We start from the raw sequence: 22573 nt of genomic DNA on the forward strand, positions 1-22573 counted from the left end.
GCACCCTGCAACCTTCCGTGTCTGCGTCATCTGTCCGGCTGCTCTCGACCATCACTGTCGCTACAGCCGCCGCTGCCGGAAAATCGGGAACGATTCCCGCACCCGGTCCACCGTCTCCAGCGAGAGTTCCACCGCCCGCACGCCCGGCTCCAACCCAAGATCAGCCTCAACCACGCCCATCGGATCCACCAGCACGCTCCGGCCCACGGACGGGCGGTGCCTGGCACCCCTGCGACGTAGACGCTGTTCTCGATAGCCCGGGCCGCATTTAGCGCCAACCACTGCTCCGTCTTATGGGTGCCCGGCACCCAGGACGAGCTGACCAGCAGGACCTGCGCGCCGGCGTCGGCCAGCGACCTGGCCAGCTCCGGGAACCGCAGGTCGTGGCGGCCCTCCGCGTCCGCAATGCTGAGGAGGCCTTGGAGGTCTCCCGGAGGCACGTGGGCATCCTGCACCGGACGACGTTTGAGGGGCTCGTCGAGGCGGAATCCAAGCCGCGACGTTTGGACTGATAGCCCGCCGCGACTACCGTCATCTCTCCACAAAATACCCAACGCGAATATCACCAGAAACTCGGAGTGAAGAACCCAGAAAGCATCAACAAAGGATCAAGATTAGTGATCGATAATCAGGATTCGCGCAGTTTTATCCCAGAAAACCAGAATGCGGGCGTTTTCTCAGATGTAATGAAATGACTTTGACGCTGTTGGGGGAAGCGAAGATGTTGTGTCTGTCGGCTGGACCGGTTTACCGCTTTTGCGGCCCGCGCTCCATGCTGGATTTCCTCCATGCGCGTCCATCACCGCACCCACCCCGCACGCTTCGCTTCGCACGTCGGTCAGGTGTCCTATGGAAGGACTCTCATGAGCCAGCAACCCTACACCGCCCCTTATCCTTCGAACTACGGCTATGGTCAACCGCCGGTAAGCAACAAATCATTCCTGGCGGCCTGGCTGCTCTCGCTGCTCCTTGGCGTCCTCGGCGTTGATCGTTTTTACCTTGGCAAGGTGGGAACCGGCATCCTGAAGCTGGTCACACTCGGCGGCTTCGGTATCTGGGCAGTAGTTGATCTCATTCTGATTCTCACGAACAAAATGCGGGACAAGCAGGGTCTTCCGCTGGAAGGTTACGACAGGCACCGGAAGGTCGCTCTGATTGTCACCGGCGTCGTTATTCTCCTGAGCATCGTCGTCAACTCGGCCCGGGCGGGCTCTGCCCCTTCGTCGGCGCCCGCTGCATCAACTCCCAAGGTCGCAACTGCAGCTCAGACCGCCTCTGCCGCACCCACCAAGGACCCGGCCGTTGTGGTTGCAGAGGCTGAAGCCTCTGCAAAGGCGAAGGCTGAGAAGGATGCTGCGGCTAAGGCAAAAGCAGAAGCCGACGCGGCTGCTAAGGCTGAGGCGGATGCTGCAGCAAAGGCAAAAGCAGAAGCCGACGCCGCCGCTAAGGCTCAGGCTGAGGCCGAAGCCGCCGCCAAAAAGGGGACCATCAGCCAGCAGAGCGCCCAGCGAAAGGCCGGTGACTACCTCAAGTTCACCGCTTTCTCGCGATCTGGCCTGATCGATCAGCTGGTGTTCGAGAAGTTCTCTGTGGAGGACTCAACTTGGGCCGTGGACCACATGACTATCGACTACAACGAGCAGGCAGCCAAGAAAGCCAAGGATTATTTGAAGTTCAGCTCCTTCTCGCGTCCCGGGCTGGTCGATCAGCTGCTCTTTGAGGGCTATACGCCAGAGCAGGCTGAGTATGGAGCCAGCACGACAGGCCTCTAAGGGCCGGGCAAGGTTTCTAGCTCAGGCTGGAAGCCGATCCCGCCATCGCAAATTGGGCAACCGAAACATCCACTGTACTTGTGCTCGGGGTCCTCTTGGACGCTGTCCGGGAGGACCCTAGCGGACAGGTAGTTCCGATCTTTGACTTCCGACTTTTCGCGGGGTGGCCCAAAGGATGCCAGGAGTGCGTCGACTCATAATCGAGCCGCAACTTGACATCCAATTGTCGAAACACTTACGAAGGGAAATTAGTTTGAAATTCATCGCATCTTTGGCCAGCGGTGCGCTCCTGTGCTTCGCCCTCTCGAGCTGCGCGGGGTCCCCGCAAGCAGTTCCCACTGTCACGCATACCGTGACTGAGACGGCCACGGCAACAGTGACCGTTACAGCGACCGCCACGGTGACCGCTGAGCCCGTTGCTCCTGCCGTTGTCGCGGCGCCAGTGCCGGCGGCTCCTGCTGCTCCAGCGATCGCCGTGATCCCGGCCAACGCTGCGGGAATGAATGCGGAGGCACTTGATGACGAGCTATCCGCTTTGGGATTTAAAAAGATCGTTTATAACGCTGACACTGGCAAGACCGTGCTTCTGCTCAGCAACTGGACAGTTACTGGAATCGACAACGCCGGAGCGGAACAAGCCGTAGACAAGGCAGTGGTCGTTCACGTAACGAAATGATTTTTGTCGCCTTACCGCGACCTCTCATGTGCTTGGCAAGAAACAGTGACATCTTGTTTTGACAAAGACAACAGGGCCCGAAACATACGAAGGATGCAGAGGTCACTGGACCGCAGACTAGTCGCTGCCTGTGAGTAAAGAGCCGCGTCACTCAGGCTCCGCGACAGAAGCGGGTCCCCGGGTAGGCTGCCGTAGGGGAACTCGAGAGGAATAGTCCGAATGGAACAAGCAACGGTCACACATTATGAGCTGCTTGGAGTACCAACGACGGCCGACACAGCCGAAATCAAAAGGGCATACCAACGTAGGCTCAGGACGTCACACCCGGACATGGGCGGCAGCACAGGGTTATTCCGACTCGTCCAGGAAGCCTACGAGGTGCTTTCTGATCCAGCCCGCAGAGCCGCCTACGACCGCGCTCCCAAAGACAGAAACTCCGGGCACGCTGGAGGTAGCAGTAACCAGGGGCCGCAACAGGAACGGTCGCAGTCCCAGTCGGACCCATCTCAACAGAAGCCGGAACGAGCCTTCGCTGAAATGGAACAGCCGCCCACTCCAATTCCGTGGACCGGACCTGCCGTAGAATACCGGCCACCGCTTGTCCCGCCGTCGGGCAAACCCCAGAAGATCCGCCGACCCGCACCTCTTTGGACAAAGACTTGGCGCACCGTCTTGTTTGTCTTGGGCAGCGTCTGCACTGTTCCACCCCTATTCAGTACCATCTGGTACTTCAGCACTACGCAGTCCAACCCCAACTGGTTGGTCATGGGGTTAACCTGCCTACTGGCCACCGGTCTAACTGCCGGGTTCTGGTTTGTGCTCGCCATGCTCCCAAAGTGGTGGACAACCAGGAAGCGCCCCGCACCGCCCACCGTCCTCGCTAGCGCGTATCTGGTTGAGGAGATTATTGGCCGCCCAGTCCATGGTGAACCCGGTCGGGGTTTATCCGTGGGGCGCTTCGGCGAGAAAGCGGAGATTGGAGCAGAAGGCGAACGTCGAACCGCACGACTCATCACCGACTCGGTCCTACCTGCGATCCCCTCCGCGCGGCTCATCAACGGTCTCCGGTGGCCCGGTTCCGAACACGCAGACCTCGATCACGCAGTTATAGCCGGAAACAGAATCGCGCTGATCGATTCCAAGATGTGGGCGGATGGCGCCTATTGGTGGGACAACAAGCAGCTTTTCCGCAACGGCCGGGAGCTCAAAGCCTTCAGGTTGGGAGCCGGTGTTGAGGCAATTCGTACAGCCTATCCCGGCTTCGTCGTTGAAGGGTGGGTAGTGCTGCATTCGTCATCGGGCAGCCTCACCATGCCGTCAGTAGAGCGTGCTGGCATGTTCCCGCTTCCCGGTAGGGCGCCCGTCCGGCTGGTCACTCCACTTGAACTTGTCTCGGAGGTCCATGCCTTCTTGGTGCAGGGCGATGCCCCACATGCGGTCCAGGTTCCTGCTCTGGCCGCACTCCTCCGCTCGATGTTGTAGGCGTTCGGGCGCTGGCTTGATTGCACAGTTAGGCGTAGGCGGGCAGGCCAGGGGTGGGTGAGGCAATTCGGCCGTAGTTATGGGAGTCTCCAGGTGTCGTATTCACCCCTGAGCAACACCTGGAGATCCACTGCTTAGGTCAGGTCTACCCTCCCTTGCCGCCAATCTGCCACTGTCCCGAGTGAGAGGGCGAGCGGTTACTACAGCCCCACCTGGTCCGCGGCGTACGAGGCTTGCTCCTGTGTGAACTGGTTGCCGAACGAACTGGTTAGCTGGTCAATCAGGCTCTGGCGGGAGAAGCCCATACCTGAGTCCATATAGCCCTTCGCCGCCTTGACGGCCTGCTCGTTCCAGTCTGCACCGGAGTTGGTGACAGCGTACTCGGCCTGCTCCTGCGTGAATTGGTTGCCGGAGCTGGATGTGAGCTGCGCCGTGAGCGAAGCCTGCGAGAAGCCGAGGCCCGTGGTGAGATATCCCTTCGCGGCTTTAAGGGCCTGCTCGTTCCAGTCTGCACCGGAATTATCGACGGCCCACTGGGCGTCAGCTTGCGTGAACTGATTACCGTAGCTCGACGTCAGCTGCGCGATCAGTGAAGCCTGAGAAAAGCCAATCCCAGTTGTCAGATAACCTTTCGCCGCTGCCAGGGCCTGCAATTGCGCAGCTGTCCCGCCTGGCTCGTTTGGTGCAGGAGGAGCGGGTGCAGGCGGAGCCGGCGCGGGAGGAGCTGCAGCTGGTTCGCTAGCGGGGGCAGGAGTTGGCGCTGCCGTAGACGTAGGTGCCGGATCAATGGAGGAGCCGGATTGCTGCCGGCTTCCACTGGTGCACGAAGCAACAATAAGAAAAAACGCAACGATTGCAGCCGGGATGATGAATCGCTTCTTTTTCCAGAGCGGCTTTTTCTGTCCTTCGCCTACCGGTGGGTTACCGGGCGCGGGTTGAGGTGTACTAGCGGTGCTCATCGTGCTCCCCTTTCACACGAACTTTGACTACCTTGTCACTCTCAGCGATTTAGCCTCGATAGTTGAAGTTTAGATCGAAAATGTCACCACTTGGAGAGGTCTTGTAACAAGGGGAGCCCCGTCTCCGACAGCTCGGCAAGCGCCCGAAATCCCACTTATCTTTCCCAGGGTTCCAGCAATGCCACCACCGTTTGCACCGGAGTCCATGCCGGCATGCAGCGAGGGGCGCGCCCGGCCAAAGCCGGACACGCCCTCAGCACGTGCGGAACCCGTAAAAGCGGCCCCGCAATCCTCATTCAGTCGATGAGCACCGGCTGCTTGTCACCGTCCGAAGATTCGACGCCCGGCCGGGCGTCCCGCTTCCGGTGGTTCAGCCAACACCCCACAGCAAGAACCGCCACGAGTCCGAAAGTGCTCAGGAGCTGGGGACGGGAGTCCTCGCCGATGAAGCCCACCGTGAAGATCGCCGCGAGGATGAGCAGGCCAAAGCACGTGAGCCACGGGAAACCGGGCATCCGCAGGGGAAGCTCTGTTCCCTCCCGGTCGGCGCGGAGGCGCAGCGCGAGCTGGGCCAGGAGCGCTGACGTCCACACCAGCAGGCAGGTGGAGCCCACGATGTTCAGCAGGACGCCAAGGACCATCTCGGGGAAAGCCAGTTCCAGCACCACCGTGACCACGCCAAATGCGACACTGGCCAGGACTGCGACCACCGGCACCCGCGCCTTGGACACCGAAGCAAGCAGCCGTGGTGCTTCGCCCCGCTCCGCGAGGGAGTACGCCATCCGGGAGGCACCGTAGAGGTTGGCATTGAGCGCGGAGAGCAATGCTGCGACAGCCACCAGGGTGATGGCGGTGGCTGCGCCGGGCATTCCGGCGGCCTCCAGCACGGCGGCGAACGGGCTCTTCAGCCCCTCCGAACCCACCGGAACCACGGCCGCGATGATGAAGATGGCACCGATGTAGAACACCAGGATGCGCCACAGCACCGTCCGGACTGCCTTCTTCACACTCCGGGCCGGCTCAGCGGTCTCGGCTGCCGCCACGGACACAATTTCGGTGCCGCCGAACGCGAAGGCCACCACGAAGAGTGCCGTGGCAATCCCCGCAAATCCGCTCGGCGCGAAGCCGTCGCCCATAAAGTTGGACAGGCCCGGCGACTGGACGCCCGGCAGCCAGCCGAAGAGCAGGGCAGCGCCCACAGCCAGGAACGCGACGATTGCCGCCACCTTGAGCAGGGCGAACCAGAACTCGAACTCCCCGAAATTTTTCACACTGGTCAGGTTCACGGCGGTGAGCACCACAATGAACACGAAGGCCATCAGCCACACCGGCAACGCCGGGAAGATGGTGGCCAGCAGGCCTGCCGCACCGAGCGCTTCGGCCGCGATGACCACCACGAGCTGAATCCACCACAGCCAGCCCACCGTGGCGCCGGCCACCGGCCCGTAGGCCTTGGCGGTGTAAACGGAGAAGGCACCACTGTCCGGGTTGGCGGCGGCCATCTCGCCGAGGGCCCACATCACCAGGATGATGAGCGTGCCGGCCACGAGGTAGGAGATCAGCACGGCCGGGCCGGCCGCCTGGATGCCGGCCCCGGAGCCGATGAAAAGGCCCGCGCCGATGGCGCTTCCGAGGCCCATCATCGTGAGCTGGCGGGGTTTGAGGGCCGCGCCGAGTGCGCGGGCAGACGTCTTTGTCTGTTGTTCCATGGGGATTCCTCTAGTTAGTAGGTGGAACGGAGTAGTAAGGGATCAGAGAATGGTCAGGGATGCGTGGGCTTCCAGGAGCCGGAGCACGCGGTCGTTTGAGGCGGCGTCGGCAACGGTGATCCGCACGCCGTCGTCCTGGTACGCCCGCACCAGGATGCCCGCGCCGTCGAACGCGTCGACAAGCCTTGCCCGGAGCTCGTCATCGGCACGGATCCATAGAAAATTGCCTTGGCTGGGCTGCAGTTTCCAGCCCTGGGCTGCCAGCTGCGAGGCCATCCGTTCGCGCTCCTGCTTCACGACGGCGACCCGCGCCTCCATCTCCTCCCCCGCGTCCAGCGAAGCGACCGCAGCCTTCTGGGCCAGCGCGCTCACCGAGAAGGGCAGGGCGGTCCGGCGCAGCCCCTCAGCAATGGCCGGCGCCGCCACGGCGTACCCCACGCGCAGCCCGGCGAGCCCGTAGGCCTTCGAGAAGGTCCGCAGGATGCAGACGTTCGGGTACTCGCGGTAGAGCTCCAAGGAGTCGGGCCCGCTGCCCGCTTCGGCGTACTCCACGTAGGCCTCGTCGATCACCACGAGGATGTCGGAGCGGACGGCGTGCAGGAAAGCCTCGACGCGGTCGTGGCTGATCGGCACGCCGGTGGGATTGTTGGGGGTGCAGAGCAGGATGACTTTGGTGCGCTCGGTGACGGCCGCGGCCATGGCGTCGAGGTCGTGGCCCTCGGCGTCGTCCAGCGGGATGCGGACCGGCCGGGCCCCTGCCAACTCCACCAGGATGGGGTAGGCCTCGAAGGAGCGCCACGCGAAGATCACCTCATCCCCGGCGTCGCACAGTCCGGTGATGATCTGCTGGAGGACGCCCACGCTGCCCGGTCCCACCGCCACCTCCCCTGCAGTGACGCCGAGGTGGCTGGCAAGCCGTTCGCGGAGTTCGACGGCGGCCGCGTCAGGGTAGCGGTTCATGCTACCGGCTGCTGCGGCCACCGCGGCGGCGGCAGCGGGCAGCGGCTCGTAATGGCTTTCGTTGCTGGCGAGGGCTGCGATGTCCGTGCCGGCGCTGCGCCTGCCCGGGACGTAGGACGGAAGGCCGGTCACCGCGTCACGAAGGGTGGGGCGCGCGGTGTCCGGTGAAGTCCGGAACTGAGTGATGATCATGAGGACCGATCATGATTGTGATCCGGCGCACATTGCAAGATACGCTCATGCCATTGGGACTTCTGCTCAACTTCTACTGCTTGTGGTGAAAATATGACCATCGTGAACTCTCGTACCCTGGATTCCCTCGACGGCCGGATCATCCTGGCCCTCGACAAGGATCCGGAAGCCAGCGCCCTGGCACTCTCCCGGACGCTCGGCGTCGCACGGAACACTGTCCACGCCCGGCTGGCACGGCTCGAGCGCAGCGGCGCGCTTCGCTCCTTCAGCCGAAGGCTGGACCCCGCCGCCCTCGGTTATGACCTGATGGCCTTCCTCTCGCTGGCCATCAGCCAGACGCGGGCGGGTGCGGTGGAAGACGGACTCGCGGCCATCCCGGAGGTGATCGAGGTGCACGCCACCACCGGCGACGCGGACCTGATGGCCAAGGTGGTGGCCCGGAGCACGGCCGACCTTTACCGCATCACCAACCAGATCCTAGCCATCGACGGGATCCAGCGGACCAGCACCGCCATTTCGGTGGTGGAACTCATGCCGCCCCGCTACGACGGCCTCCTGGCCCGGCTGTCCCAGCAGGAATCCCAGGCTGCAGATGAAACAGCGGGTGACGCACGCCACAAGTAGGCACATTTTCAGTTCCTCCTGCTCTCACTGCCAAAAATCCCACTCCAGGACAGCTCTATTGCTTATCTGAGCCGCGGCTCGCAAGCTTCCTGCATGACCACTCTCACTGTCTCCGGCCGCGTGGCGCAGGTTCTCAGCAGCTACCTCAGCGATGTCTTCGGCGTTATGGGCAACGGCAACGTCTACTTCCTGGACGCCGCCGAGAAGTTGGGCCTCCGCTTCTCCCCCGTCCGCCATGAAGGCGCAGCCATCGCCGCCGCCGACGCCTACTACCGGACATCCGGACGGCTCGCAGCGGGCACCACCACCTACGGCCCCGGCTACACCAACGCCCTCACCGCCCTCGCCGAGGCAGTCCAGGCGCAGATCCCCGTCGTGCTCGTCACCGGGGACGCGCCAAGCAGCGGCGCCCGGCCGCAGGACGTGGACCAGGCGGCCATCGCCGCCGGCCTCGGTGCAGCCACCTTCACCGTCACCCGCGACGCCGCAGGCTCCATCACACAGCAGGCGGTGGAGTACGCACTCACCAAGCGCACCGCCGTCGTTATTGCCATTCCCTACGACCTCGCGGCTCTCGAAGCTGCGGACGAGGAGCTCCCCGAGCTGCCGGCAGCAAAGGTGACGGACGACGTCGACGGCGGGCTTGGGCAGGCAGCCCGCCTGCTGGCCGGGGCGAAGCGGCCGCTGATCCTGGCCGGCCGCGGTGCGCACCTCGCCGGCGCCGAGCCGGAGCTCCGGAAGCTCGCCGACCGGCTCGGCGCACTGACCGCCGGAACCGCCCTGGCGCTCAACCTTCTCAATGGCGAGGGGTACCTGGGCGTGGCCGGCGGTTTCGGCACCGACACCGCGGCGGGCCTCATGGGCGAGGCCGACGTGGTCCTGGTGGCCGGGGCGAGCCTGAGCCCCTTCACCATGCGGTTCGGGCACCTGCTCGGCCCGGACAGCACGGTCATCCAGATCGACACCGCCCTGCAGCCGACCAACCCGCGGGTGGACCTGTTCGTCAGCGCGGACGTGAAGTGCGCTGCGGAACGTCTCCTTTGTCTTCTGGAAGACAGGGCTGCGGCGGAAGGCTGGCGGGCGGAAGCCCGGAAGCGCCTGGCCGAAGGATCGGCCCACCACCCGGGCTCGGACGAGACCCCGGACGGCCGGCTGGATCCGCGCTCCCTCGCCACCGCACTGAATGCCGTGCTGCCGGAGCGCCGCACGGTGGTTCAGGACGGCGGGCACTTCATCGGCTGGGCACCCATGTACTGGAACATCCCGCGGCCGCAGGACCTGGTGATGGTGGGGACCGCCTTCCAGTCCATTGGGCTGGGACTTGCGAGCGCCGTCGGGGCAGCCCGTGCATTGGAGGACGGCCGCACCCTGGTGCTGGCGTCCGGCGACGGCGGTTTCCTGATGGGCCTGGCCGACCTCGAATCGCTGATCGGCACGGCGAAGAGCGCCGTCGTGGTGATCTACAACGACGCCGCCTACGGGGCGGAGATCCATCAGTACGGTTCCCAGGGCCTGACCGAAAAGCCCATGCTGATCCCCGAGGTGGACTTCAGCGGCGTCGCCCGGGCACTGGGAGCTGAGTCGGCAGTCATCCGATCGCTGGCGGACCTGTCCGCGCTTACGGAGTGGATCGACGCCGGCGCGAAGGGAACCTTCGTGGCCGACTGCCGGATCACGTCGAGTGTCCGTGCGCCGTGGCTCAGCGAGTGGATGAACGCCAAGGAGGCGGCGAAGGTGGCGGTGGCCGGCTGACCTCCACCCAATCGGACCCAGGCCGCGGGCCGTCGCAACCGGCCGCCACAATTCCCTGCTGCACAAGTGGACTCTTCACAACAACAAAGCCCCCGGCGTAAGCCGGGGGCTTCGTACTTTCGCGGTGGGTATTACTGAACGGCGACGAATACCTTGTCGCCGAGCATGCCCGGCCTGACGGCGAGAACGCCCTGGCCAGCTGTGGCGGTCGGAACTGCGAAGGCAATGTTGCCGGTTGTGGTGCCGTTTGTGTACAGCGTCCCCGTGGAGTCGAAAGCCTCGGGTGCAACAGCAATCCTGTCGAATGTATTCACCGTTGTGCCCTCTGCTGTTACGTATTCGACAGACACGAAGCCTGGCGTTTGCCCGTTGGGGTCATCGCCAATGTAGGTAGTGGAGTAGTTCACGAGAATATACTCCGAACCATCACCGGGCGGATCGTTGAATTGATTTACCGCCACAACCGCATCCGTGGCAGCGAGGGTCACCGAGTTGATCACAACGCGCCAGTCGTCAGATTCGATAACCGAGCCAATTGGGTGGGGACTTTCGCGGGTTCCCGCCGCTGCGGCCGCGGAGTTATTCTCCGCTGCCGCAGGTGAGTTGTTGGACGGCTGGGCAACCGTGGTGTCGCCGCTGCCAAAGGCGTTGTCGAACGACGTCGAGACGACAGAAAGGAACACGAGGACTCCTACGATTGTTCCCACAACCGAGAGGATCAGGGCGGTGATGCCCATTCCTTTGGGCTTGTCCTTGAGGAACAGGGAAACGAGAGCCAGGATAAATGCGATCGGCAGGAGTATCCAACCAACGATCAAAGCTCCCGGAACACAGGCGAAGATGAACCCGAGCACCGCAGTTATGAGCGCGATGAGCCCTAGGACATTGCGCGGTTTTTTCGACTTCGTGGGCTGGGGCAGTAGCGTCTGTGTCGGCGCTCCATAGGCAGGCTGCGTGAGAGGTGATTGATTTGGCTGATGGGGCGCAGTCTGCTGTGAGCTCGCCCCAGGAAGCTCTGGTGTTGTCATGGGTAAAACTATGACAGATGGAAAATTCCCATTTTTATTGTTGCAGCATCCTCAATTATGTGCTTTTGCCCGGAAATCTCCCGGATAACCGGGAATGTGTTCAAACCGTCCGTTTAGCCGGCCAGATTATTGGGGGAATAATATAGGAAGAAACTGTGCATTTCTTGATCCTATCTTCAGGCTCTTTACGGGAAAGCGCGTTTTCGCTTGGCATATGCGATGCGGGCAGCATGCAGGAAAACCGATGCTGAAGGATTGGGCTTTAGCGGTGCCCAGGCACGGAACGGGACCATCGACCTGGACGTTGACTTGGGTATGAGGAAGCGCGTTGTGGTCCCGGCCGTGCTGCTCGTGGCTGTCATCGCATTCGCTGTGGGACTGTACCTGTTCCAGCCGTGGCGCATCTTCACCAGCTCAACCGTGGTGGAGGATATTCCAGCCGTTGCCACGCCTGCAGCCACGCCTGCCATCGGGTCGCTGGAGCCCTCGGCAGCGCCTCCCGCCGTCGCCGTTCCGCGTGAGCTGGCAACAGGCCAGCTCATCAGCCATGAACATACCAGCTCGGGAGCGGTGAAGATCCTCGAGCTCCCCGACGGGAGCCGGATCCTCCGGTTCGAAGGCCTTGACACGTCCGATGGTCCTGACCTCCGCGTTTGGCTGACCGATGCTCCGGTTATTGAGGGATTGGCGGGCTGGCAGGTGTTCGATGACGGCGCCTACCTCGACCTGGGCGCGCTCAAAGCCAACAAAGGTGATCAGAACTATGACATCCCGGCCGCCACAGTGCTGGGAGACTACACCTCGGTCAGCATTTGGTGCGCCCGCTTCACTGTGTCCTTCGCCGCTGCCGAGCTGAACACCTAAATCGCGCTGCGGCTGGTCTTAACCGGCGGGCCGCCGTCGTAAATTTGCGACGGCGGCCCGCTGGCCGGGTGCCAAACTCCCCTACTATCCTGGGGCTTTACTGTCCTTATAATGAGCCATGCCTGTGACCGGCCGAGTCGTTTCTGCCGCGGTGCTGCTCGTCGTTGGGGCAGGACTGGCGGTGTTGGCGGTGATGGTCCACTACGAATTCATGAGAATTTACGGCGATGTGAGCGGTACCGCGTTGGAGGGTCTCACGTGGGGGCTCACCGCAGGACCCGCCGGATTGGGGCTCGGCCTGGTCGCGGTGGTTGCCATGATCGGCTTCATGATCTCGACACGACGGTGGATGCGGCTGACAGCCGTGGCCATCCCGGTCCTCATGCTGATCGGGATGTTCACTGTCACACCCGCAGCGCTGGGGCAGAAGTTGGAGAACCAATATGTTTCCGCTCCCCAATGCGTGGCCGAGAGCACGGCGGAGCCCATGGCCAGCGCAGACCGTGAGGCCCAGCAGGCGTTCGATTCCATCAGCCATATCGGCCATTTCAGCGGCGGCGGCATGAGTGGCGTCGGCGGTTGCACCCGCTGGTTCAAGCTTTCTGGAGGCGGCGATGTATTGCAGCACTATCGGGCGGCACTGCCAGCGGCGGGCTGGGAAGTGGTGGAGGATGACGGGCGCCACCTGAGGGCGCATCTTGATGGCCGGGCGTTCGACGTGATGCCCTGCCCCGGAGGCGGTGTCACCTGGGCGGGAAGCGACGACCAGCCTTCATACGGGCAGGGAAGGCCTGAGCTGACGGGCAACGAAATCTGTCCACACGACCTCTGAACACAACATTTGGGTCGCCGGTTTGGGAAAAAGACCTTCCGCAAACGCTTAGGCTCTTCGCGAGCCGCAGCCGAAACCGGCTTGATAGCCGGCGCACCTGCCCGTGCGATGCGCCACTTCCCGTCCGGATCCGGAATAGCGATGCTCGGCCATGCCGTTGTGGAAGGCATGAAGGCAATCACTTACAACTCATACGGGAACCCGGACGTCCTCGAATACGGCGATCAGCCGATGCCAAAGGTCGGGCCAGGCATGGTCCTGGTAAAGGTCAAGGCAGCAGCAGTGAATCCGGTGGACTGGAAGATCATGGCCGGTGGCCTGGACGCCGTCATGGACCTGCAGTTTCCCGCCATCCCTGGCTGGGACGTAGCCGGGGTTGTGGAGTCGGTGGGGATCGATTCCCGACAGTTCAAACCGGGAGACGAGGTCATTTCCTATGCCCGCAAGGACTACGTCCACGGTGGCAGCTTCGCGGAGTACATCGCGCTGCCGGAGCGGCTCCTGGCGCGGAAGCCTGCCTCGCTCGGGTGGAACGAGTCAGCGGGCCTGCCGCTCGCCGGCCTGACCGCCTACCAGGTCCTCAACCGGCTGGGCCTTGCAGCTGGCGAAACTGTGCTGATCCACGGTGGCGCCGGAGGCGTGGGCTCGATTGGCGTCCAGATCGCCGTGGCCATGGGCGCCACCGTCATTGCCACCGCCTCCGAGAAGAACCACGAGTTCCTCGGTTCCGTGGGTGCGGAGCCGGTTGCCTACGGAGACGGGCTCGCAGGACGCGTCCGTGAACTGCGCCCTGACGGCGTGGACGTGGTTGCCGACTTCGTGGGAGGAAACCTCGAGGCAACGCTGGCCGTGCTGGCCGAAGGAGGCCGGCATGCATCCATCGCCGACAGTGACGTCGAACAGCACGGTGGGGACTGGATGTGGGTCAACCCGGTGGGCGCTGACCTGCAAAAACTCGCCGACCTGGTGGACAGCCGGAAGATCCGCGTTGAAGTTGCCGGAGTCTTCCCACTGGAGAAGGCCGCGGATGCCTTCCGCAGCAACATGGAGGGCCATACCCGCGGCAAGATCGTTGTAGCCGTAGACCAGAACTCCTAACAGGCAGCTGGTTGACGAAGTACCTTCCCGCTTTACATCACCGTCGGCTTCCCCGGCCGGCCCTTGTGCTCCGCTCGTGCGATCTCGAAACTGCTCTCGAACGGAAGCGTCTCCACATCCAGCAACGGGTTGTTGTCCTGCGTCGCCACCAGCTTCTGCGCAGCCTCAACAGACTCCACGCTGGGCATGGACCCGGGCAGGTGGCGCCCGGCCGATTCGGGCAGGAACCGGATGGCCACGGCGGCAATGGCGGCCACAGTAATGAGATAGTACCCAATCGCCATGTCGTCGCCGGTCAGCTCGATCAGGGCCGCGATGATAAACGGTGCCGTCCCGCCGAAGATGGCCACCGCCAGGTTGTACGCGATGCCCATGGCGGAATACCGGTGCTCGGTGGGAAACAGCGCCGGCAGCGCCGACGCCAGGTTCGGCACCGAAAACGCCACCGGGAAGGCGATCAGGGCCAGGCCCAGCAAAGTCATGGGGACGCTGCCCACCGCTATCGCCAGGAACGCCGGAACCGCGAACACCACCGTGCTGAAGGCCCCGATCCACAGCACCCGGCGGCGGCCGATCCGATCCGAAAGCAGCCCGGTAAACGGGATGCACAGCGCCATGGCCACCAGCACCGGGATGGTCAGCAGCGTCCCCTCCACCTCGCTGTAGCCCTTGTTGCTGGTCAGGTATGTGGGCATGTAGGACGTGAGGGCGTAAGCCACGGTGTTGGCGGCTGCCGCCAGGATCATGGCCAGCACGATGGGCCGCCAGTGTGCCTTCAGTATCCCGATCGGGCCCACGGGGCGGAGCTCCTCCCCGGTCTCGGGATGCTGGGCCGCCACGGCTTCAGCCTCCATCGTGGCCTTGAAGGCGGCGGACTCCTCGATTTTCATCCGGAAGTAGACAGCCACGGCGCCCAGCGGACCGGCCACCAGGAACGGGATCCGCCAGCCCCACGCCTCCATCTGCTCCTGGCCCAGCGTCAGCTGCAGCGCGGACACCACCAGCCCGCCCGCTGCGAAACCGAGGTAGCTGCCCATGTCCAGGAAGCTGACGTAGAAGCCCCGGCGGCGGTCCGGTGAATGCTCGCACACGAACGTGGTGGCGCCCGAGTACTCGCCGCCGGTTGAAAAGCCCTGCACCAGCTTGAGGACAACCAGCAGCACCGCCGCCCAGATGCCCAGCACCGCGTACCCAGGAAGCAGGCCGACGGCGAACGTCGCCACGGCCATGAGCATCAGCGTCATGGCCAGCACCTTCTGGCGGCCGATCTTGTCGCCCAGCCAGCCGAAGAAGACCCCGCCCAGCGGCCGGGCGATGAACGTGGCGCCGAAGGTCCCCAACAGGAACAGGTTCTGCACCGCTCTGTCCGCCTCAGGCAGGAACACCGGCCCCATGGTGGTGATGAGGTAGCCGAAGACGCCCACGTCGTACCACTCCATCGTGTTACCCACGATGGTTCCGCCCAGTGCCTTCCGCAGGGTGCGGCGGTTTACGACGTTGACGTCGGATACCTGTAACCGCCGCTTCTGCCCGCTGTGTTGTGTCATGGCCCGCTCACCGTGCCTCGCTTACCAAGCCGGGCACACGTCGTCGTTCTTCTTATCCCCTTGACCGGCAGCAGCCGGCTCTAGGTGAGGGGAGGATCTACCTTGTTTCAGGCCGCAGGTTTGATGTTCTGGTTGACATGGAACAGGTTGCCCGGATCGTACTTCGCCTTGATCCTGGCCAACCTGGCGTAGTTGCCGCCGTAGTTGTCCTGGATGCTGGACTGGTCGTCGGCATCAAGGAAGTTAACGTAGCCCCCGCCGGCTCCGTAAGGACGCAGGGCCTGGTGGTAGTCCCTGACCCACCTCGTGTTGGCCGCGTTGTCCTCCGGGGACTCCCACATTCCGGCGATGGCTACGGAGAAGTTGGCATCCCGGTACGGAAAGGCAGTCTCCTCCTGTCCCACGCGTTGGGCCGCACCATTGATGGGGTAGTAATGATTGGCGGTTTGGGGACTGGGCACCCGGGCTCCGAATTTCCGGGCAACACCGATCACGTCGTCGCTCAGCTCCGGCAGGAACTCCGCCTTCCAATATGCTTGAAGGCCCTTCGGGAGCATCGGGTCGAACAACGTGTTGAGCATCGGGTACGGGATCGGGCCGACAAACGACCCCGCAACTGGGGCGACATCCAGGAACTGCTGCCATTGCCGCTCGCCTTCATCGTGGGGACCGGTCCAGCAGCCCACCACAACCACCACGGGTTTACCGTGGTGCTCCTGCGGCAGGAAGGGTACCGGTGGGCCCTGGTGGAATCCGAGGAAGATTCCCATGTCTTCGGGAGCTGTGGCGATGTAGTCCCGGTACAGCTGCCCAACAGCCTCAACCTGCTCGAGCAGGTAGATCACCACACCGCCGTAGACCACGTCCACCGGATGCAGGGTGAATTCCAGGGAAGTTACCGCGCCGAAGTTTCCTGTGCCGCCGCGTAACGCCCAAAAGAGATCGTCATTCTCGGTGGCACTGGCCGTGAGGAACTTCCCGTCCGCGGTCACCACATCCGCGGATATGAGGTTGTCGCAGGACAGGCCGTGCTTACGGGCGAGGTAGCCAATGCCGCCGCCGAGCGTCAGTCCGGCCACACCCGTGGATCCGATAATGCCGCCGGTTGTTGCCAGCCCGAACGCGTTTGTTGCGTGGTTGAAGTCGGCCCAGGTGGTGCCTGCCTCAGCTCGGGCGGTCTGGGCAGCCGGATCGACGCGGACGCCCGTGCGGTCGGCGAAGTCCAGCACGAGCCCACCGTCGCAGGTCCCAAACCCCGGGGCACTGTGACCCCCACCCCGAAGCGCGAGGTCCATACCGTTGTCGCGGGCAAAATTTACTCCTGCGATGACGTCCGCTACCTGCGAAACCCGCAGTACGGCTGCGGGACGTTTGTCGATCATGCCGTTATAGACGGACCGCGACGCGTCGTAGTTGGGGTGGCCGGGGGTAATGATTAGGCCCCGGACATTCTCCTGCAGGGCCTGAAATCCATTGTTGTCCATGGTGACTTCCATTCGCCCCGAACATGACCGATCGGGGACTACGCGCAGCCTTCCCCCCGGCCGTGCGGGACCTTCATGATGCAGCCGCTGCGGGCCCGGGAAGAACCCGGCAAGTGGCCGGACGGCCTGTTCCAGCGGCGGAGACCGGATGCGCCGGTGCTGCATGTGTATGGCATGTAGCACCGGCGTGATTCTCGAGTATGCACCTGCCGGCGACGCTGCCGGGCGAAGCTTTGGACACCCTTGGGCCAACCGACTAACCGTAAGGTACGCCTGCCCGTTTTCAAGGTCAAGAAGCGGTTGGAAAGGCACGCCCAGCAGCCAGCGGGCGCCGTCGAAATTCACGACGGCGGCCGCTCACCACGGTGCCAAACTCCCCTACTGTCCCGGCGATTTACTGTCCTGGCGCCCGGTAGGATGGCGTCTTCTTGGCGGCTTCGTCGAGGTCTTCGACTGTGAGGAGCGGCTTCAGGCGGACGTTGACGTTCCCCGACGAATTGATCAGCAGCGACAGTGCTGCAGCACTTGCATCGTCCGGCGCCTCGAATACGCCAAGGACGTCGTAGTAGCCAAAAGCGTAGTAGAAACTCTCCAGCGTTCCTCCGACGGATTTCAGTGCCTCGGTCAGGGCGTCACGGCGCTTAGTGCCGCCCTCCTGCATGAGCCCCTGGATTCCTTTGCCCACGTAAGTCGCTTCAAACAAATACTTCGGCATGGCCTTTCCTTTCCTCACCTGGCTCCATCGCGCGGTGCAGGAGCGGCCCAGATCCGGCCCCTCATTCCGTGGAAGCGGGTATGTGACCCCGCTACCGCAGAAACTATTCCTCCGGCTAGAGGCAGTCAATAGGCCGGGGAAACCCTCCCGCACGGGACAAGTGGGCGCTTCTCCCCTGTGCACCTCCCGACGCAGGGAGTAGCCTGATCCGCACCACCGTCCACCGCCGTCGAGGAGCCATCATGGCTGGGTTTTTTCAGATAATCGAATTCAGGACCTCACGCATCAAGGAAATCGAAGAGCTGGGCCGTCCCTCACGAACCGAGGGAAGCAATCAGCCCACTTTCCGCCGCATTGTGGCCACGGCGGACAGGGACCACCCCGGGACCTACTTCACGATCGCCGAGTTCGAATCCTATGACTCGGCAATGGAGAATTCGGGCCGGCCGGAAACGTCCGAGTTCGCCGCAAAAATGGCGGCGCTCTGCGACGGACCTGTCATCTTCCGCAACCTGGATGTGATCTGGGAGGACACCGGAAACGGTGCGGGCCGCGGCTAGGAACAGGCCATGGCTTCCGCCCGCCGGGCTTTAGCGCGGCGCCCTGGACCGACCGGCCTAGTCAGTCAGCAGGTTCATCGGCCTGTGCCTCACCATCATCTGCGTGTGGCTTGTCGTGAACCTTTTTCGGGATCTTACCCTCAACGTCAGCGGGCACTGGAGGGTCCTTCTCATCATCGGTAGACATAGGCCCAGCCTAGGTGTATTGACCACGGACACCTAGGCTGCCCCTGACTGCCTTTCGGCAGGACCTTCCGCAATGCCGGGAGGGGTGGCATCATGTGTGTGCCGCCACCTACGGGCAGCATGGCCGTCGTCGTCGTGGCGCCGTTGTTGACGGACTCGCATGTGCCGCGTATCCGGTGTACGCGTTCCCGGAAACTCCATCCCGAGGAATCACCATGAAGAGGCTGGCTACAGGCGCAGTCCCACCAGACGTTGGCGCGAACCGCCGCAAGCAGAGCTCACCCGGGTCCGTCCGCCGCGAATGGTGGCCATGGATCTGGCTTGTCGTCGGAACCGCACTGCTGCCTTTCGCCAACCTCCAGACGCTCATTCCGATGGCGGCCTGGCTGGCGCCCGTCTTCCTGCTGCGTTTCACCCGCAGCCAACGGCTGCTGGTGGGGTATCCGGTCCTGGTGCTGGCGATGTCGGGCGCGCTGTCCATCGGGCTGCGGGGTGGCTTCTTCCCTGTCGACGACGGCCCCGGATACTACCTGTTCATCGCCGCCCTCGGACTGGGCGGCGCGCTGCCGTTCGCCGTGGACCGTGTCCTGGCACCACGTCTGGCCGGCATTCCCCGCACCTTGGTGTTTCCTGCGGCGGTGACAACCATTGAGTTCCTGGGCACGATCGGCAACGCGTTTGGGACCGCCGGCAGCACGGCGTACTCGCAGTATGCCGGGCTGCCGCTCCTGCAACTGGTGTCCGCCACGGGCATTTGGGGCCTGACCTTCCTGGTCAGCTGGTTCCCGCCGGTGGTCAACGAGGTGTGGGAGCGAGGATGGTCCGGCTCTGGCGTGATGTCCCCGGTCGGGCTGTTCACGGCCGCCACCGTCGCCGCGCTGTTATTCGGTGGAGGCCGGCTGGCCTTCACCGCGCCCGGCGCGGAAACCGTCCGCGTCGCTGCCCTTGCACCCGACCGGGAACTGTCCGAGCTGGCTTACAGCGCCCCCAACCTCCGTGCAGCAAGTCCTGCCGAACGGGCCTCGGTGCGGGACGAGCACTTCACACCAGTGCTTGATGAGCTGTTCGACCGGTCCGAGCTGGAGGCCACCGCCGGCGCTAGGATTGTTGCCTGGTCTGAGGCCGCGGCCCGGACGCTGGAGGAAGACCAGGCCAACGTCGTCGCCCGGGCTGCGGACCTGGCCCGCGAGCACGGCGTCTACCTGCAGGTCTCGATGATCGTGCAGTTGGCCGGTGGCTCGAATGACGGCGGACCGGTCAACGAGAACCACGCCGTCATGCTCGACCCAACCGGTGCGGTGGTCTGGGACTACCAAAAGGCCAAACCCACGCCCGGCGACGGACAGGGCCCTGGCCCGGGCATCATCCCGAGCGTCGACACGCCTTACGGTCGCCTCGCGACAATCATCTGCCAGGACGACTTCTTCCCGGACCTTGTCCGCCAGGCGGGAGCCGCACGGGTGGACATCCTCCTGCTGCCCTCCAGCGACTGGGACAGCATCGCCGCCTGGCACGCGCAACAGGCACCGTTCCGTGCCATCGAGAACGGTACGGCCGTAGTCCGCCCCACCCGCCAGGGCATCTCCCTCGCCACGGACTCCCAGGGCCGCCTCCTGGGCCACAAGTCCGACTACTTCGTAGCGGAGGAGCAAACCCTGGTGGCATCCGTGCCCACCGAAGGCACCAGCACTTGGTACCCGGTGGTTGGTGACACGTTCGCCTGGGCGAGTGCTGCCGGGATCCTGGTCCTCACCGCCGCAGCATTCCGACCAAGACGGCACCGCGGGACCAGTGACGGGCACGCCGGTTCAGGTAACTCCGCCGCCCGTCCAGACGGAGACCCTTAGGGTTACCGCTCCTCTTCCCCGGCGGCGGCAGCCTTCACAGCGTCCTTCTCGGCGCGCAGGGCCTCGGCGACATGCTGTTCCTCGGCCTTTTCCTGGTGGATGACCTCTGCGAAAAGCTTCTCCATCTCCTTGGCCACGCCGGCAGCCGACGCCGGGTTTTGACCGGTCACCAGCCGGTGGTCAACCACCACCTTTTCCTCGAAGACACCGGCGGAGACGTGGGTGGCGCCCTGTTCCTCGAGCCGGTCTGCCAGGAAGAACGGGATGACCTTGTCCTTCCCTGCGGCAACCTCCTCGTCGTTGGTGAAGGCGGCCACCCTCCGGCCCTCGACGAGGCGTAGCCCGTTCTCCAATTCAACGTTCAGCAGTCCGGCCGGTCCGTGGCAGACCGCGCCCACCAGTCCCCCGGCGTTGTAGACGCTGGCCACCAGGTTCTGCAGGCCTTCGCTGTCCGGGAAGTCCCACATGGTGCCGTGGCCGCCCACGAGGTAGACGCCGTCGTACTGGTCCGGATCCACCACGTCCACCCGGGCAGTGTTGTACAGGCCGGCACGCGTGGTCTCGTCCTCGGTGAAGGCGACCTGGATGGGGTCTTTCGAGTCCACCTCGTCGCGCGGCGGCTGGCCGCCCTGGATGGACGCAAAGTCGACGAAATGCCCGGAATCCTTGAACACCTTCCACGGGTGTGCAGCCTCGGCCACGTTGTAGCCGGTCTTCTCTCCCGTATCGCCGATCTCGGAAACGCTGGTCAGTACCATGAGGATTTTCTTCATGAAGTGCTCCTTTCGTCCACGTCCCACCCTACGCGCAGCCTAAGCCGGGCCCTCCGCGTCGTGGATGGTGAACTGCCGGGTCACGCCGCTGAAGGTATCGGCACGGAATCTGCGGCGCTGCCCCATCCGGCCAGCAGCGCCGGAGGCACAATCATGCTGCCAGTGTGGGCGTGCCTCAGGGTGTCCAGCATGGCGCCCAGGGCGCCGTCTTTCGGAAGGAATCCGCAGATGCCCGTGCGGGCGGCCTCACTGAGGGCTTCCTGGGACGGGTTTCCCGTCAGCATGATGATCCTGGTCTCCGGCGCCTCCGAGAGGATGCGCCCGGCAGCGTCGAGCCCGGTTCCGTCGGGGAGGTGCAGATCCATGATGACGACGTCGGGCGCAAGGTCCCGGAACATCGTCACCGAAGATTCCACGGACTTCGCCGCCCCTACGCTTTGCAGGTCCGGCTCACGGTCCAGCGCCCCGGCCAACAGCTCGGAAAACGTGGTGTGGTCATCAACGATCAGGATGCGCAGGCAGTCCGTTGGCTTTGTGGCCGTCGCGGCCACGGGACGATTTTCCGTGACCGCGGGACGAGGGCCCCCGAACGATGCAGGACCTGACGATGCGGTGCTCCTCAGGAGTCTTGCCTGTGCCTCCCTTAGCGTGGGAGCGGGGGCGCAGCCCAGTTCCTCATCCATGACCCTGCGGCAGCGGTCGTAAGCCCGCAAGGCTTCCGTGCTCTCGCCATTCTGCTCAAGGCCAAGGATTAACGCCGTCCATGCCCGCTCGTTGAGGGGATCCTCCTTGGCCGCCGCCCCGGCCCAGGCAATGGCCTTGCCCGTTTCTCCCACGGAGAGCGCGATGTCCGCAGCCGCAACGCGTGCCAGGCCGACGCGCGCTGCGTGCGCGGCGCGCTCCTCCTCGGCCCACGCCGGCAGCAGCTCGTCTCCCAGCAGTGGAGCGGAAGCCAGGTCCAGTGCTTCGGTCAGCAGTGCAAGCGCTAGGCGGGGCTCGGCCTTGGACGCCTTTTTGGTCAGCGTTTCGAAGCGGTCCAGGTCCAGTTCCACCAATGACCGGTCGATGGCGTAGCCGCCGGTGACCGTCCGCAGGGGACCTGTCCGCCCGGTACCGGGCTGCAGGTTGCGCCGGAGGACGCTGACATAGCTTTCAAGGGTGGCCAGTGCAGCGGCCGGGTGGTTCCCGCCCCACAGCAGATCCATCAGCCGGGACTTCGACACTGCCGTGCCAAAATTCATCAGGAGAATTTCGAGGACCTGGCGGGGCTTGGGCCCGCCAAGGTCGTTGGCACTCAGCTCGATGTCGCCCCGGCGGATGGTCAACGGGCCGAAAACCGAAATCGAAAGCGCCGGCGTCGTTGTCGGCATTTCGGGAACGAGGCTCGCCTGGCCGGTTTTGTTCGGCAGTTCCAAGGTAATCACGGTGGTATCCCCCAAGTAGTCCTGTGCTGCGTGGTTCCCATTGAAGTGGCGGGTATACGCACAAACCACAGTGCTCAGTACTCGCTTTT

The 22573-nt window shown here is 63.9% G+C and carries 22 protein-coding genes; 11 read left to right on the forward strand and 11 right to left on the reverse strand.

Going from position 1 to position 22573, the window contains the following annotated elements; translation table 11 throughout:
* Positions 1-26 precede the first annotated feature (26 nt).
* The gene (locus tag G6R19_RS12580; RefSeq protein WP_240341878.1) at positions 27-380 is read right to left on the reverse strand and encodes a nitrilase-related carbon-nitrogen hydrolase; all 354 of its coding nucleotides are present in this window, start codon (positions 378-380) and stop codon (positions 27-29) included.
* Here G6R19_RS12580 and G6R19_RS12585 point away from each other — a divergent pair.
* The 4 genes from G6R19_RS12585 (at position 294) to G6R19_RS20440 (ending at position 3930) form a co-directional block, all read left to right on the forward strand.
* The gene (locus tag G6R19_RS12585; protein ID WP_163165332.1) at positions 294-512 is read left to right on the forward strand and encodes a hypothetical protein; all 219 of its coding nucleotides are present in this window, start codon (positions 294-296) and stop codon (positions 510-512) included. The genes G6R19_RS12580 and G6R19_RS12585 overlap by 87 nt on opposite strands.
* A 276-nt stretch (positions 513-788) precedes the next feature.
* The gene (locus G6R19_RS12590; protein ID WP_240341862.1) at positions 789-1772 is read left to right on the forward strand and encodes an Ltp family lipoprotein; all 984 of its coding nucleotides are present in this window, start codon (positions 789-791) and stop codon (positions 1770-1772) included.
* Between the two features lie 352 nt (positions 1773-2124).
* A complete protein-coding gene (locus G6R19_RS12595) occupies positions 2125-2448 on the forward strand; it encodes a hypothetical protein (protein ID WP_163165334.1) in 324 nt (107 codons plus the stop codon).
* 948 nt (positions 2449-3396) lie between these two features.
* Positions 3397-3930 (forward strand): nuclease-related domain-containing protein, encoded by a 534-nt coding sequence (locus G6R19_RS20440; RefSeq protein ID WP_240341863.1) that lies wholly within the window; start codon positions 3397-3399, stop codon positions 3928-3930.
* Positions 3931-4130: 200 nt separating this feature from the next.
* On the opposite strand, the gene G6R19_RS20445 is transcribed toward G6R19_RS20440, so the two are convergent.
* From G6R19_RS20445 to hisC, 3 genes are all read right to left on the reverse strand, one after another.
* Complete coding sequence (locus G6R19_RS20445; protein WP_163165432.1) at positions 4131-4583, reverse strand: Ltp family lipoprotein; 453 nt, start codon at positions 4581-4583, stop codon at positions 4131-4133.
* 602 nt (positions 4584-5185) lie between these two features.
* Positions 5186-6598, reverse strand: a complete 1413-nt coding sequence (locus G6R19_RS12610; protein ID WP_163165434.1) for an amino acid permease — start codon at positions 6596-6598, stop codon at positions 5186-5188.
* A gap of 42 nt (positions 6599-6640) precedes the next feature.
* Positions 6641-7750 (reverse strand): histidinol-phosphate transaminase, encoded by a 1110-nt coding sequence (gene hisC, locus G6R19_RS12615; RefSeq protein WP_163165436.1) that lies wholly within the window; start codon positions 7748-7750, stop codon positions 6641-6643.
* Between the two features lie 93 nt (positions 7751-7843).
* Between hisC and G6R19_RS12620 the strand changes: the two genes are divergently transcribed.
* Both G6R19_RS12620 and G6R19_RS12625 read left to right on the forward strand, forming a co-directional pair.
* Entirely contained in the window at positions 7844-8374 is a 531-nt protein-coding gene (locus tag G6R19_RS12620; protein WP_163165438.1) for an Lrp/AsnC family transcriptional regulator, read from the forward strand.
* Between the two features lie 93 nt (positions 8375-8467).
* Positions 8468-10126 carry a thiamine pyrophosphate-binding protein gene (locus tag G6R19_RS12625; protein WP_163165440.1) on the forward strand — a complete coding sequence of 553 codons (1659 nt, stop codon included), beginning with the start codon at positions 8468-8470 and terminating at the stop codon, positions 10124-10126.
* Between the two features lie 131 nt (positions 10127-10257).
* On the opposite strand, the gene G6R19_RS12630 is transcribed toward G6R19_RS12625, so the two are convergent.
* On the reverse strand, positions 10258-11154 hold the full coding sequence (locus tag G6R19_RS12630; protein ID WP_240341864.1) for a DUF308 domain-containing protein: 897 nt from the start codon (positions 11152-11154) through the stop codon (positions 10258-10260).
* Between the two features lie 255 nt (positions 11155-11409).
* Here G6R19_RS12630 and G6R19_RS12635 point away from each other — a divergent pair, with 255 nt between their 5' ends.
* The 3 genes from G6R19_RS12635 to G6R19_RS12645 all read left to right on the forward strand — a co-directional run bounded on the left by G6R19_RS12635 (position 11410) and on the right by G6R19_RS12645 (position 13948).
* A complete protein-coding gene (locus G6R19_RS12635) occupies positions 11410-12018 on the forward strand; it encodes a DM13 domain-containing protein (protein WP_240341865.1) in 609 nt (202 codons plus the stop codon).
* A gap of 124 nt (positions 12019-12142) precedes the next feature.
* The gene (locus tag G6R19_RS12640; RefSeq protein ID WP_163165441.1) at positions 12143-12850 is read left to right on the forward strand and encodes a hypothetical protein; all 708 of its coding nucleotides are present in this window, start codon (positions 12143-12145) and stop codon (positions 12848-12850) included.
* A gap of 168 nt (positions 12851-13018) precedes the next feature.
* Entirely contained in the window at positions 13019-13948 is a 930-nt protein-coding gene (locus tag G6R19_RS12645; protein WP_205484397.1) for an NADP-dependent oxidoreductase, read from the forward strand.
* 32 nt (positions 13949-13980) lie between these two features.
* On the opposite strand, the gene G6R19_RS12650 is transcribed toward G6R19_RS12645, so the two are convergent.
* From G6R19_RS12650 to G6R19_RS12660, 3 genes are all read right to left on the reverse strand, one after another.
* A complete protein-coding gene (locus G6R19_RS12650; RefSeq protein WP_163165443.1) occupies positions 13981-15495 on the reverse strand; it encodes an MFS transporter in 1515 nt (504 codons plus the stop codon).
* A gap of 107 nt (positions 15496-15602) precedes the next feature.
* Complete coding sequence (locus tag G6R19_RS12655) at positions 15603-16979, reverse strand: FAD-binding oxidoreductase (protein ID WP_205484399.1); 1377 nt, start codon at positions 16977-16979, stop codon at positions 15603-15605.
* A 394-nt stretch (positions 16980-17373) separates the two neighbouring features.
* Positions 17374-17694 carry a GYD domain-containing protein gene (locus G6R19_RS12660; RefSeq protein ID WP_163165447.1) on the reverse strand — a complete coding sequence of 107 codons (321 nt, stop codon included), beginning with the start codon at positions 17692-17694 and terminating at the stop codon, positions 17374-17376.
* Positions 17695-17936: 242 nt separating this feature from the next.
* On the opposite strand from G6R19_RS12660, the gene G6R19_RS12665 reads away from it, so the two are divergent.
* Complete coding sequence (locus G6R19_RS12665; protein ID WP_163165449.1) at positions 17937-18254, forward strand: hypothetical protein; 318 nt, start codon at positions 17937-17939, stop codon at positions 18252-18254.
* 61 nt (positions 18255-18315) lie between these two features.
* Here G6R19_RS12665 and G6R19_RS20555 read toward each other — a convergent pair whose 3' ends face one another.
* Positions 18316-18441, reverse strand: coding sequence for a hypothetical protein (locus G6R19_RS20555; protein WP_275898067.1), 126 nt, complete (start codon positions 18439-18441; stop codon positions 18316-18318).
* Between the two features lie 214 nt (positions 18442-18655).
* On the opposite strand from G6R19_RS20555, the gene G6R19_RS12670 reads away from it, so the two are divergent.
* A complete protein-coding gene (locus G6R19_RS12670) occupies positions 18656-20287 on the forward strand; it encodes a nitrilase-related carbon-nitrogen hydrolase (RefSeq protein WP_163165451.1) in 1632 nt (543 codons plus the stop codon).
* 2 nt (positions 20288-20289) lie between these two features.
* On the opposite strand, the gene G6R19_RS12675 is transcribed toward G6R19_RS12670, so the two are convergent.
* On the reverse strand, positions 20290-21060 hold the full coding sequence (locus G6R19_RS12675; RefSeq protein ID WP_163165453.1) for a type 1 glutamine amidotransferase domain-containing protein: 771 nt from the start codon (positions 21058-21060) through the stop codon (positions 20290-20292).
* Between the two features lie 80 nt (positions 21061-21140).
* The gene (locus G6R19_RS12680; RefSeq protein ID WP_240341866.1) at positions 21141-22484 is read right to left on the reverse strand and encodes a BTAD domain-containing putative transcriptional regulator; all 1344 of its coding nucleotides are present in this window, start codon (positions 22482-22484) and stop codon (positions 21141-21143) included.
* Between the last annotated feature and the right edge of the window lie 89 nt (positions 22485-22573).

It is taken from the genome of Arthrobacter sp. Alg241-R88, from assembly GCF_900537115.1.
Lineage (GTDB): Bacteria > Actinomycetota > Actinomycetes > Actinomycetales > Micrococcaceae > Arthrobacter.